General features: G+C 74.0%; 8 protein-coding genes. 5 read left to right on the top strand and 3 right to left on the bottom strand.

Going from position 1 to position 12,468, the window contains the following annotated elements; genetic code table 11:
* Positions 1–399: 399 nt before the first annotated feature.
* The 3 genes from FHU37_RS06815 to FHU37_RS06805 all read left to right on the top strand — a co-directional run bounded on the left by FHU37_RS06815 (position 400) and on the right by FHU37_RS06805 (position 6,114).
* Positions 400–1,743 (top strand): ROK family transcriptional regulator, encoded by a 1,344-nt coding sequence (locus tag FHU37_RS06815; protein ID WP_179813304.1) that lies wholly within the window; start codon positions 400–402, stop codon positions 1,741–1,743.
* Between the two features lie 309 nt (positions 1,744–2,052).
* A complete protein-coding gene (locus FHU37_RS06810) occupies positions 2,053–5,028 on the top strand; it encodes a glycoside hydrolase family 3 C-terminal domain-containing protein (RefSeq protein ID WP_179813303.1) in 2,976 nt (991 codons plus the stop codon).
* Positions 5,029–5,106: 78 nt separating this feature from the next.
* Positions 5,107–6,114, top strand: coding sequence for a LacI family DNA-binding transcriptional regulator (locus tag FHU37_RS06805; protein ID WP_179813302.1), 1,008 nt, complete (start codon positions 5,107–5,109; stop codon positions 6,112–6,114).
* A 220-nt stretch (positions 6,115–6,334) separates the two neighbouring features.
* Here FHU37_RS06805 and FHU37_RS06800 read toward each other — a convergent pair whose 3' ends face one another.
* Positions 6,335–6,736 carry a chaplin gene (locus FHU37_RS06800; RefSeq protein ID WP_312892469.1) on the bottom strand — a complete coding sequence of 134 codons (402 nt, stop codon included), beginning with the start codon at positions 6,734–6,736 and terminating at the stop codon, positions 6,335–6,337.
* Between the two features lie 381 nt (positions 6,737–7,117).
* Here FHU37_RS06800 and FHU37_RS06795 point away from each other — a divergent pair, with 381 nt between their 5' ends.
* Positions 7,118–8,443 carry a lytic polysaccharide monooxygenase gene (locus FHU37_RS06795; RefSeq protein WP_218903958.1) on the top strand — a complete coding sequence of 442 codons (1,326 nt, stop codon included), beginning with the start codon at positions 7,118–7,120 and terminating at the stop codon, positions 8,441–8,443.
* Between the two features lie 84 nt (positions 8,444–8,527).
* Here the strand turns inward: FHU37_RS06795 and FHU37_RS06790 are convergent, their stop codons facing one another.
* Complete coding sequence (locus FHU37_RS06790) at positions 8,528–9,763, bottom strand: macrolide family glycosyltransferase (protein ID WP_179813300.1); 1,236 nt, start codon at positions 9,761–9,763, stop codon at positions 8,528–8,530.
* 404 nt (positions 9,764–10,167) lie between these two features.
* Positions 10,168–11,589: a cystathionine beta-synthase gene (locus FHU37_RS06785; RefSeq protein ID WP_179813299.1), complete on the bottom strand. Its 1,422-nt coding sequence runs from the start codon at positions 11,587–11,589 to the stop codon at positions 10,168–10,170.
* A 349-nt stretch (positions 11,590–11,938) separates the two neighbouring features.
* Here FHU37_RS06785 and FHU37_RS06780 point away from each other — a divergent pair, with 349 nt between their 5' ends.
* Positions 11,939–12,454, top strand: a complete 516-nt coding sequence (locus tag FHU37_RS06780; RefSeq protein ID WP_218903957.1) for a DinB family protein — start codon at positions 11,939–11,941, stop codon at positions 12,452–12,454.
* The last annotated feature ends 14 nt before the right edge of the window (positions 12,455–12,468 follow it).

Below are 12,468 nucleotides of genomic sequence, written 5' to 3'. Positions count from 1 at the left end.
CGCTCCCAGGGCGGGACGGGGAGCGGGACGCGCACGGGCAGCGAACGCCGTCTACTTCGTACGGTGAGACGACAAACTAATCCCGAGCTCGGACAGCGGCAAGACGGCGGCAGCGGATTGACCCGGTACCGCTACCGAACCGTTGTAGAGCAACGAACGCACTGGCCATGAGCGGGATGCCGGGTGCGGTGAACGGTGCCGCCGCGGGCCGCGGCGGCGGCCTCGGGTCGCCTCACCCCCTTCCGTCGGCGCTGGAATAAGGCATGATGGACGTGCTAAACGGTGCGCACGGCGGCTGGTGCTGCCGCCCGCGACCGTCCTGTCCCGGCCCGGGCGTCCCGCGTCCGGCCCGCCGCCCGATCCGACGGCGACAAGGAACGACCCACCGGGAGCGACGAGTTGACACTCTCCACCACCGACCAGGGACCGCGGCCCGCCGGTTTCACCGACGTGCGCGGCACCAACCTCGCCCTCGTGCTCGACTTCGTCCGGCGGCACGCGCCGTGTTCCCGTTCGGAGATCGCCACGGGCACCGGACTGAACAAGGCCACCGTCTCCAGCCTGGTCGGCGAGCTGATCGACCGGCGGCTGGTCCGAGAGACCGGCACGTCCGAGAACCGCATCGGCCGACCGGCCGTCATGCTCGTGCTGGACGGCCGGGAGTACGCGGCCATCGGCCTGGAGATCAACGCCGACTACCTGGCGGCGGTCGCGGTCGACATCGCCGGCCGCCGGCTGCTCAGCTGGCGGCAGGCCTTCGACTCCGCCGGGGCCGGGCCGGACCGGGCGCTGGCCAGGCTGGCCACGCTCGCCCGCCGGGCCGTCGGGCGCGTGGAGCGCGCCGGCCACCAGGTGCTCGGGGTGGCCGCCGCGGTCCCCGGGCTGGTGGAGGCCGGCTCCGGCACCGTACTGAACGCCCCGGGCCTGGGCTGGCGGGCGGTCGACCTGCGCGGCGCGCTGGTGCGGGCCCTCGGCGACCCCGCCTTCCCCGTGCTGGTGGACAACGACGCCGGCCTCGGCGCGCTGGCCGAGTACCGGCACGGCGAGCACCGGGGCACCGCCCACCTGATCCAGCTGACCGGCGAGGTCGGGGTGGGGGCCGGTGTGATCAGCGGCGGACGCCTGCTGCGCGGCGCGGCGGGCCACGCGGGCGCGGTCGGCCACATCCCGCTCGACCCCGCCGGGCCGCCGTGCGCCTGCGGCCGGCGCGGCTGCCTGGACGCCCTGGTGAACCTCCCGGCGCTGGTGGCCGAGACCGACCCGGACGCCACCGCCGAGGACGTCCTGGCCGACCTCGGGGCCGAGGTGGAGGACCTCGCCGGACGAGCCGCGGCGGGCGACGCCGCCGTGCTGGAGCGCCTGGAGCGCGCGGGCGACTGGCTCGGCCGGGCGGTCGCGGTGCTGGTCGGCCTGTTCAACCCCGAGGTGCTCGTGCTGGGCGGACACTTCGTCACCCTCGCCCCCTGGCTGCTGCCCCACGTGGAGCGGGTGGCCACCGAACTCACCCTGGCGCCCGACCTCGGCGGCGCCCGCCTGGCCACCTCCAAGCTCGGCTTCGAGGCGGCGGCGCTGGGCGCCACCGCGAGCGTGCTGGACACCGTGGAGATAGCCCGGCTGCGCTCCCTCGACCGGTCGGCGGGCGCCCACGGTCGGTCCGCTGACGACCCATCGGATCCCGCCGCCGACACGGACGCGGACGCCGAGGCGGACCCGGACGCCGCGGCCGTCGAGGCCTTCTCGTGAGTCCGCGGCGTACCGGCGCGACCTGACAGCGACACCCCGGAGGCGCTCATCTGTCCGGCCCCACGGAACAGGTGAGCGCCCGCATCCCCGCGCTTCCCCCGATGCGCACGCCTGTTGCTGCGCGAAGCCTTGACGGTCTCCGACCCCTGTGCCACGTTCGTCTCACCGTCGCAACAAACCATGGCCCCCTGGGCATGGCGGCGCGTGCGCACTGTCGAAGCGCTTCAGCAGCACCGTCTACGGCTGCCCTTCGATCGAAGCGCTTCGAAAGTTCACCTCGTTCCGGAAGACCGGAGGGCGGTCCCCCACATGACCTCGCACACCACCGAGCCCTACCGCAACCCCGACCTGCCGCTCCAGCAGCGGGTCGACGACCTGCTGGGACGGCTCACCGCGGCCGAACGGATCGCCTTCCTCCACCAGCACCAGCCCGCCGTCCCCCGGCTCGGCCTGGAGCGCTGGACGACCGGTACCGAGGCGCTGCACGGAGTCGCCTGGATGGGGCCGGCCACCGTCTTCCCGCAGGCCGTCGGCCTCGGCGCCACCTGGGACCCCGAGCTGGTCCGGCGGGTGGGCGACGCGGTCGGCGACGAGGTGCGGGCCTTCCGCAACCGCGACCGGAGCAGCACCGGGCTCAACGTCTGGGCGCCGGTGGTGAACCTGCTGCGCGACCCGCGCTGGGGCCGCAACGAGGAGGGCTACGCGGAGGACCCGCTGCTCACCTCCGACCTGGCCACCGCCTACGCCTCCGGGATGCGCGGGGACCACCCGCGGGTGCTCAAGACCGCCCCCACGCTCAAGCACTTCCTGGCCTACAACAACGAGACCCGGCGGGAGACCACCTCCTCGTGCATGCCGCCCCGGGTGCTGCACGAGTACGAGCTGCCCGCCTACCGTGGACCGCTCCAGGCCGGCGCCGCGCTGGCCGTGATGCCCTCCTACAACCTGGTCAACGGACGCCCCGCGCACCTGAGCCCGCTGATCAACTCCGCCCTGCGGGAGTGGGCGCGCGACGGGCTCTTCGTGACCAGCGACGCCCTCGCGCCCAGCAACGTCGCCGGCGAGCAGGCGTACCTGCCCGACCAGCCCAGCGGGCACGCCGCCCTGCTGCACGCCGGCGTCGACAGCTTCACCGACAACGCCACCGACGCCGCCCCCACCATCGCCCACGTCACCGAGGCGCTGGAACGCGGGCTGATCACCATGGAGGACGTCGACCGGGCGGTGCGCCGCTCCCTGGAGCTGCGGATGCGGCTCGGCGACTTCGACCCGCCGGAGCGCGACCCCTTCGCCCACCTGACCTGGGACGTGGTCAACTGCCCGGAGCACCGCGAGCTGGCCCGCGAGGCGGCCCGCGCCTCCGTGGTGCTGCTGCGCAACGCGCCCGGCGCCACCGGCCGCCCGCTGCTGCCGCTGGATCCGGCGGCGCTGCGCTCGGTCGCGGTGATCGGCCCCCTCGCCGACATGCTGTACGAGGACTGGTACAGCGGCACCCTGCCCTACGGCGTCACCCCGGTCGACGGCCTGCGGGCGCGCCTGGGCGAGGACGTCCGGGTGACCCTGCACGACGGCGCCCGCCGGGTCCTGCTCCGGCTGGCCGGCACCGACCGCTGCCTGGCGGTGGACGGCACCGTGGTGCGCACCCGGGTCACCGGGGAGCGGCCCGCCGAGGATCCGGACTGCCTGCTGGACCTGATGGAGTGGTCGCCGACCGTCCGCACGCTGCGGGCGGTGGGCGGCGGCTTCCTGTCCGCCCAGGATCCGACCGACGACGTCCGGGACCTGCAGGGCGTGGTGAAGCAGGCCGGGGAGCGGATCCTGACCGCCGACCAGCCGCGTCCGAACGGCTGGGTGGTGCACGAGACCTTCGTCCTGGAGGACGTCCCGGGCGGCGGCACGCGCCTGCGCAACGTGGCCGCCGGCTACGCCGTGCACCGGCCGGCCAGCGACGACGTCACCTTCACCGACGACCCGGAGCGGGCCACCGTCTTCGAGGTCGTCACGGTGGTGGACGGCGTCGCGGAGGCCGCCCGGCTGGCCGCCGAGGCGGACGTCGCGGTGGTGGTGGTCGGCAACGACCCGCTGATCAACGGGCGGGAGACCGAGGACCGGGAGGAGCTGGAGCTCCCCGACGCCACCGAGCGGCTGGTCCGCGCGGTGCGCGCGGCCAACCCCCGCACGGTGCTGGTGGTGGAGAGCAGCTACCCGTTCGCCATCGGCTGGGCGGACGCGCACGTGGACGCGATCTGCTGGCTCTCGCACGGCGGCCAGGAGACCGGCGCGGCGCTGGCCGAGGTGCTGTGCGGGGACGTCTCGCCGGCCGGCCGGCTGCCGCAGACCTGGTACCGGTCCGCCGCCGACCTGCCCGACCTGCTGGACTACGACATCATCGGCAGCGACGCCACCTACCAGTACTTCCGGGGACGGCCGCTGTACCCGTTCGGGCACGGCCTGTCCTACACCACCTTCGGGTACGGCGGGCTGCGGCTGGACCGCGCGGAGGTGGACGCCGACGGCGAGGTCCGGGTCACGGTCGAGGTCACCAACACCGGCGACCGGGAGGGCGAGGAGGTGGTGCAGCTCTACACCCGTCAGCGCGGCTCCACCGCCGGCGGCCGGCTCAAGCTCGCCCGCCGGGCGCTGCGCGGCTACCGCCGGGTACGGCTGGCCGCCGGCGAGACGGCCGAGGTCGACTTCCGGCTGGCCGCCCGCGACCTGGCCGTGTGGGACACGGTGCGCGGCCGGATGGTGGTCGACAGCGCCCGGCACCTGGTGATGGTCGGCTCCTCCAGCGAGGACATCCGGGCCACCGCCCACCTGCGGGTGAGCGGTGAGACGCTGCTGCCGCACGACCCGGCGGCCGGGACGGTCCGCGCCGCCGACTGCGACGCCTTCGGCGGGGCGGTGCTGGGTGACGCCACCCCGGAGCGGGGCGACGTGGTGGTCTCCACCGCGGCGGGCGACTGGGTGGTCTGGGAGGACGTGCGCCTGCCCGACGACGCCGGCTTCTGCCGGCTGACGGTCGCGCAGGGCGGGGACAAGCCCGGGGAGGTCCGGCTGCTGCTGGACGACCCGCTGGACGGCGCGGTGGCCGGGGCGGCGACCGTGCAGCCGGGCGGCGGGCCGTACGCCTGGCGGGAGGTCGACGTGCGGCTGCGCGCCAGCGCGGGCCGGCACGACCTCTACGTGGTCTTCACCGACCCCGGCACCCGGCTGGCCGAGTTGTCCCTGCACCCCGGCGCCGACGCGGCGACACCCGGCACACGGACGGTCGACGCGCGGTAGCCTCACCCCGCCGACCCTGACGCCCTGTCCGAGACCGCCGCAGCCGCGGCCCTCCCCCACCCCACTCGTGGAGTCCGCATGGTCACCATCGCCGACGTAGCCCGCGCCGCCGGGGTCGCGCCCAGCACCGTGAGCTACGTGCTCAACGGCAAGCGGTCGATCTCCGAACCGACCCGCAAGCGGGTGCTGGAGAGCGTCCGCCAACTCGGCTACCAGCCGCACACCGGCGCGCGCGCCCTGGCCAGCAACCGGTCGGACACCATCGCGCTGGTGCTGCCGCTGCGCGCCGGCATGGACCTGCTGGTGCTGATGCAGTTCGCGGTCTCCGTGGTGACCACCGCCCGCGCGTACGACCAGCACGTGCTGCTGGTCACCGCGGACGAGGGCGCGGCCGGGCTGGAGCGGCTGGCGGCGGGCTCCACGGTCGACGGGCTGATCGTGATGGACGTCGAGGTGGAGGACGCCCGGGTGCCGGCGCTGCGGGCGCTGCCGTGCCCCTCGGTGCTGATCGGTTTCCCGCGCGACAGCGAGGGCCTGACCTGCGTCGACCTCGACTTCCGGCGGGCGGGCGCGCTCTGCGTGGAGCACCTGGCCGAGCAGGGCCACCGGCACATCGCGCTGCTGGGCGCGCCGCAGGCGGTCTACAACCGGGCCACCGGCTTCGCCCAGGGAACGCTGACCGGCTTCCAGGAGGCGGTCAAGCAGCACGACCTGACCGCCTGGGACGTGCCGTGCGAGCAGGGGTACGACGCGGTGCGGGAGACCGTGGAGCGCCTGCTGCGGCAGGATCCGGAGCTGACCGGCTTCGTGATCCACAACGAGGCGGCGGTGGGCCCGCTGCTGGAGGCGCTGCGGGCGCACGGGAAGTCGGTGCCCGAGGACGTGTCGGTGGTGGCGATCTGCCCGGACGAGGTGGCCGAGCGCTCCTCGCCGCCGCTGACCTCGGTGCTGGTGCCGGCCGGGGAGAGCGCCCGGCGGGCGGTCACCCTGCTGATGGAGAAGCGGTCCGGCACCCAGGTCCCGCAGGCCACCCTGCTGACGCCGTGGCTGACCGTGCGGGGCTCCACGGGGCCCGCGCCGGTCTGACCGGCCCACCGCCCGGGCGCCGCCGGGCCGGTCACCCGGCTTGCCGGTGGTTTGTGGGGGATGCAAACTAAAAGGGTGCGTGGGGGGCGCCTGACAGCCCCCCACGCCGTGTGGCATCCGGTCGGGGCGACCCGACCGGATGCCACACGCCTACCGGCTCATCGGCCCCGCAGGAGTGGGCGGGGGTGCCGTCCGTGGCCGGTGGCATCGAGCACCGTCACTAGCAGGTGCAGTCCTTGCCGTCCTCCGGCTTCTCCGGCTTCTCCGGCTTGGGCTCCGGCTTCGGGTCCGGCTTCGGCTTCTCGGGCTTCGGCTTCTCCGGCTTCTCGCCGTTGCCGTTGTTGGGCGGCTCCTCGCCGTTGCCGTTGTTCGGCGGCTCCTCGTCGTCGACCTCGATCTCGGCCTCGGCGTTCGCACAGCCGTTGCCGAAGGCCGGGTTGAGCACGCCGATGATGTCCACGGTGTTGCCGCAGAGGTTGATCGGGACGTGCACCGGCACCTGGAGGGCGTTGCCGGAGATGATGCCGGGCGAACCGACGGCGCCGGCCTCCGCCTCCGCCTCCGCGTGGGCCGCGCCGGCGCCGGCGACGACCAGGCCACCGGCGGTCAGGATGGCCGCCACATGCCTACTGGGGAAGTGCTGCATACGTGCGAAGCCCTTTCGCGTTCGTCTGGGGGAGCCGTGCGCTCCCAGACAGGACAACGACTCTGCGTGACGACGGGTCACCGCACGCGTCCACAACCACCCGAATGTACGTATGCGCAATTCCTCCAGCGGGGGATGGCGCGCCGGAACACGGCGGGATCCCGCGTTCCCGAACGGCCCTGCCGCACGGAGGATTGACAGTTTGTCGTGTGCAAACCACCATCAATGAGAGCGCTCCCAAGATCGCTCCAGCGTGCCCCGCGCCGTCCTGGCGACCTCCGGCACACCGCTGGGCGTCCCGCCCTGGAGAGGGCCACCGACAGCACGTCAACGCACGAGCGAACCGCAGGAGAGTCCGTGAAGATCACCCGCAAGCAGGGCCTGGTCGGCCTGCTGGTCGGCGCGTCCGGCTTGTCCGTCCTGGTGCTCCCGCCCCAGGCCGCGCAGGCGCACGGCGGCATGACGTACCCCGCCACCCGCACCTACGCCTGCTACAAGGACGGACTGGCCGGGGGCACCGGCGACGTCAACCCGACCAACCCGGCCTGCGCCGAGGCCGTGCGGATCAGCGGCAAGACGCCGCTGTGGAACTGGTTCGGCAACCTGATCAGCAACGCCGGCGGGCGGCACCAGGAGATCATCCCGGACGGCAACCTCTGCGGACCGCAGGAGACGTTCGCCGGCTTCCGGCAGGGCCGCACCGACTGGCCGACCACCGAGCTCACCGCCGGGGCGGACATCACCTTCCGGTACAACGCCTGGGCGCCCCACCCCGGCACCTGGTACCAGTACGTCACCAAGGACGGCTGGAACCCGAACGAGCCGCTCGGCTGGGACGACCTCGAACCGGTGCCGTTCGACCAGGTCACCAACCCGCCGATCAACGGCAGCGGCCCCGACGGCGCCGAGTACACCTGGAACGCCACCCTGCCCGAGGGCAAGAGCGGCTACCACGTCATCTACTCGATCTGGCAGCGCTCGGACAGCCCCGAAGCCTTCTACAACTGCTCCGACGTGGTCTTCACCGGCGAGGACGGCGGCGGCGAGGGTCCGGACACCCAGGCCCCCACCGCCCCCGGGACGCCCACCGCCTCCGCGGTGACCTCCTCCACCGCCACGCTCTCCTGGCCGGCCGCCCGGGACAACGTCGCGGTGACCCGCTACGACCTCTACCGGGAGGCCGGGCAGACGGACGAGCTGGTGGCCACGACCAGCGGCACCACCGCCAACCTGACCGGTCTGGCCGCCGAGACGCCGTACACCTACTACGTCGTCGCCCGGGACGCGGCCGGGAACGTCTCCTCGGCCTCCAGCCCGGTGACGTTCACCACCGCCGCGGAGGGCGGCGGCGAGCAGCCGGCGGGCGACTGCCAGGTGACCTGGGCGGTGGCCAACGCCTGGGAGGGCGGCTTCACCGCCAACGTGACGCTGAAGAACACCGGTACGACGCCGATCAACGGCTGGAAGCTGGAGTGGGTCTTCTCCGGCGGCCAGCGGGTCTCCCAGGCGTGGTCCGCCACCGCCGAGCAGCACGACCACCACGTGACCGTCACCAACGCCTCGTGGAACGGCACGGTGGCGCCGGGCGCGTCGGTGACCTTCGGCCTCAACGGGACCCAGGCCGCCGGCGACCGGCAGCCCGACCTGTTCACGGTGAACGGCTCCACCTGCACCACCGCCTGATCCGTCCCGGCGGAGGGTGAGTGCCCCTCCAAGGGGACACCCGAGGGCGACCGGCGTCGGCCGGTCGCCCTCGGCCCGTTCCGGCTACGCGCCGCGGCGGGCGCGCAGTTCGGCCTCGATCAGGTCGGCCGCCCGCGGGGTGCCGCCCTCGCGGCGCATCTCGGCCCGGATGGCGGCCAGGCGGGCGGCCACCTCCGGGTCGGCGGTGAGCGCGTCGACCGCCTCCCGCAGCACCTCGGGGGTGGCCTCCTCGGTCGGCACGTGCCGGCCGACGCCGAGTTCCCGGATCCGCTCCGCGTTGCCGAACTGGTCGACCGCCTGCGGCACGGCGACCATCGGCACGCCGTGGTACAGCCCCTCGACGGTGCCGCCCATGCCGGCGTGCGTGATGAACGCGTCGGCCTGGGAGAGCACCGAGAACTGCGGCACCCAGCGGTGGACCTCGACGTTGTCCGGCACCGGGCCGAGCGCCGCCTCGTCCACGTAACGGCCGATCGACATCACGACGTGCCAGCGGCTGTCGCCGAAGGCCGCGATGCAGGCGCGGAAGAACTCCGGCTGGTTGGTGTAGGCGGAGCCCAGCGTGACCAGCAGCACCGGGCGGCCGTCCTCGGGTGTCCGCCAGCCGCCCTGGTCCGCGCGGTCCCCGGCGCACGGGCCGACGAAGGTGTAGACCTCCTCGGAGACCCGCTCGGCGTTCGGCTGCATGGCCTTCGGGATCAGGACGACGCAGCGCCTCGGCCGGCCGGTGAAGTCGTCCGGCGTGAGGCCGACGCCGTTCTCCCGCAACCACCGGGTGAACTCCCCCTGGTAGGCGACGCCGGCGGGCGAGGCGAAGAGCGGGCCGAGGAAGTCCGCCATGTCCTCCTGGTAGCCCTCCCAGGCGACGTAGGTCGGGGAGAGCTGCACGGCGGGGACGCCCCACTTCTCGGCCATCAGCCGGCCCGGGTAGCCGGCGATGTCGTACAGGAAGAGGTCGGGGCGGTCCGCCTCCCAGACCGCCTCCAGCTGCGGCAGGACGGCCTGGGACTCCCTCAGGAAGAGGTTCATCGCCTCGATGGCGTCATCCGGCCAGGACTGCTCCGGGTCGTCCTCCCTCGGCAGGAGCGAGGTGTAGGGGACCACGGTGGCGCCGGTGGCCGCCACCGTGGCGGCGAAGGCGTCGGTGGTGGCGTAGCTGACCCGGTATCCGCGCTCGACGAGTTCGCGGATGACGGCGAGGCCGGGGTTGACGTGGCCGTGGGCCGGAATGCCGACCACGGCGATGTGGCCGCGGTGGCCGGCCGGGGACGTGCTGGGATGGGTGTTGTCGCGCGACATGTGCGGCGCTCCAGGGCATGAGAGCTCCCGACCGCGGAGGGCGGGAGGGGATTCGGTCCATGGACGTCTACGGCTCGGCGCGCGCGTCGACGGCCCACGCGGCGTGCGAGGCCGGGTGGGTGACACGTGCGACACGCGGGAAACGCGAGGCGCGCCGAGGAGCGGGTGGTGTCAGGGCGTCGGCGAGGGGCGCTCGGGCGCGGGCCTCACCACGGCGTGCACCACGCCGGGCTCACTCGTAGATCTGTCCGATGGGACCGCTCAGTCTCATGCCCGTGAGGCTAGCGGGCCGCGGGCGGGGGCGCATCCGGTTTTCCTCTCCCTCCCCCCGCCGCCCGGCGGTGCGGTGCGCGCGGCGCGCACCGCACCGCACCGCCGGGCGCGCGGTCGGTCGCGCGGGTCGGTCACGCCCCGCTGGGCTCGGCGTGGGTCGGGGAGCCGTCGGCGAGGAAGCCGAGCAGGTCCTGGCGGGTGACGATGCCGGCCGGCTTGCCCTCGACGAGGACCACCGCGGCGTCCGCCTTCTCCAGGACGGCCATCAGGCTCGCGGTGGTCTCGCCGGAGCCGACCAGCGGCAGCGCCGGGGAGACGTACGCGTCCAGCGGGTCGTCCCGGCGCGCGCGGCCGGTGTAGAGGGCGGCGAGCAGTTCTCGCTCCACGATGGAGCCGACCACCTCGCCGGCCATCACGTCCGGGTGGGCCGCGCCCGGCGAGACCACGGGCATCTGCGAGACGCCGTACTCGCGCAGCACCTCGACGGCCTCGCCGACGGTCTCCCCGGGGTGCACGTGGACGAAGCTGGGGATGCCGCCCGACTCGGCCTCGGCCTTGCGCGCCAGCACGTCGGCGACCCGGGCACCGGTGCTGGGCTCGCTGAGGAAGCCGTAGTCCGCCATCCAGTCGTCGTTGAAGATCTTGGACAGGTACCCCCGGCCGCCGTCCGGCAGCAGCACCACCACGGTGTCCTCGGGCCCCAGCCGGCGGGCGACGCGCAGCGCGGCGACCACCGCCATGCCGCACGAACCACCGACCAGCAGGCCCTCCTCCCGGGCCAGCCGGCGGGTCATCGCGAAGGAGTCGCGGTCGGCGACGGCGACGATCTCGTCGGCGACGCCGCGGTCGTAGGCCTCGGGCCAGAAGTCCTCGCCGACGCCCTCCACCAGGTAGGGCCGGCCGGTGCCGCCGGAGTACACCGAGCCCTCGGGGTCGGCGCCGATGATCCGGACGGCTCCGCCGGAGACCTCCTTGAGGTACCGGCCGGTGCCGGTGATGGTGCCGCCGGTGCCGACGCCGGCGACGAAGTGGGTGATCGTGCCGCCGGTCTGCTCCCAGATCTCCGGGCCGGTGGTCGCGTAGTGCGAGGCGGGGTTCTCCGGGTTGCTGTACTGGTCGGGCTTCCAGCCGCCCGGCGTCTCGCGCACCAGCCGTTCGGAGACCTGGTAGTAGGAGTCGGGGTGCTCGGGGGCCACCGCGGTGGGGCAGACGACGACCTGCGCCCCGTAGGCGCGCAGCACGTCGATCTTGTCGGAGGAGACCTTGTCGGGGCAGGTGAAGACGCAGCGGTACCCCTTCTGCTGGGCCACCAGCGCGAGGCCCACCCCGGTGTTGCCGGAGGTGGGTTCGATGATGGTGCCTCCGGGGCGCAGCGCGCCGGACCGCTCGGCGGCCTCGACCATGCGCAGCGCGATGCGGTCCTTCACCGAGCCGCCGGGATTGAGGTACTCGACCTTGGCCAGCACGGTCGCGCTGATGCCGGCCGTGACGCGGTTCAGCCGGACCAGCGGGGTGTTGCCGACGAGTTCGATGACCGAGTCGTGGTAACGCACGGTCCTCCTCCTCCGGGTGCGGGTGCGGCCAGGGGTGTGGCCGGCCGGGGGCTGCTTCGCGCGCCCCCTTCGGGCCCGGCCCCCGACCAGAACACCCTAGAGGCGCGGGAGCCACGTGAGGCGCTTTCGTCCCGAGGCGCACCCGATCGGGTAGCCGGTGGCCGCGCGCCGGTAGTTCTTCGGTGGTGATTGCAGAATGCCCGCCATGGCCAACATGCCACGCCGGGGCCCGCCGCGCGAGTACGACCGGGAAGCGGCGCGATGTGCGGGCGGGGCGATGTGCGGGCGGGGCGATTTCTTGGCATGTTCCCGGCAGTCTGGTGGCGGCAGGGGGAGCAGAATGGCCGTCATGACCGAGACGGAAACGATCGCCCGAGTCGACCCGCCCTATGCCGCCGGCGAGCGGGCCATGCTGACCTCCTGGCTCGGCTACCACCGCGCCACCCTGGCGCTGAAGTGCGAGGGGCTGACGGCGGCGCAGTTGCGGATCCGCGCCGTGGAACCGTCCGCGCTCTCCCTGCTGGGGCTGGTGCGGCACATGGCCGAGGTGGAGCGTGCCTGGTTCCGCCGGGTGCTGGCGGCCGAGGCCGCTCCCCCGCTGTACTACTCCGACACCGCGCCGGACGGCGAGTTCGACGAGGTGGACACGGCGGACGCCGAGGAGGCCTTCGCCACCTGGCGTGCCGAGTGCGCCCACGCGGACCGGCTGGTGGAGGCCGCCGAGTCGCTGGAGGTGACCGGCCTGCGGCACGGCGAGCCGGTCACCCTGCGCTGGATCCTGGTCCACATGATCGAGGAGTACGCCCGGCACAACGGCCACGCCGACCTGCTGCGGGAGCGGATCGACGGGAGGGTCGGGGAGTAGCCCGGCACCCGCCC

Origin of the sequence: Allostreptomyces psammosilenae (assembly GCF_013407765.1) — a bacterium.
Classification (GTDB): domain Bacteria; phylum Actinomycetota; class Actinomycetes; order Streptomycetales; family Streptomycetaceae; genus Allostreptomyces; species Allostreptomyces psammosilenae.
Note: the sequence above shows the minus strand (reverse complement) of the source record. Positions and strands in the feature narration are given on the sequence as shown.

Excerpts from the sequence above, each read along its gene's own strand:
- FHU37_RS06805 (WP_179813302.1), top strand. The coding sequence starts at position 5,107 with ATGGTCACCATCGCCGACGTAGCCCGCGCCGCCGGGGTCGCGCCCAGC.
- FHU37_RS06790 (WP_179813300.1), bottom strand. The coding sequence starts at position 9,763 with ATGTCGCGCGACAACACCCATCCCAGCACGTCCCCGGCCGGCCACCGC.
- FHU37_RS06810 (WP_179813303.1), top strand. The coding sequence starts at position 2,053 with ATGACCTCGCACACCACCGAGCCCTACCGCAACCCCGACCTGCCGCTC.
- FHU37_RS06780 (WP_218903957.1), top strand. The coding sequence starts at position 11,939 with ATGACCGAGACGGAAACGATCGCCCGAGTCGACCCGCCCTATGCCGCC.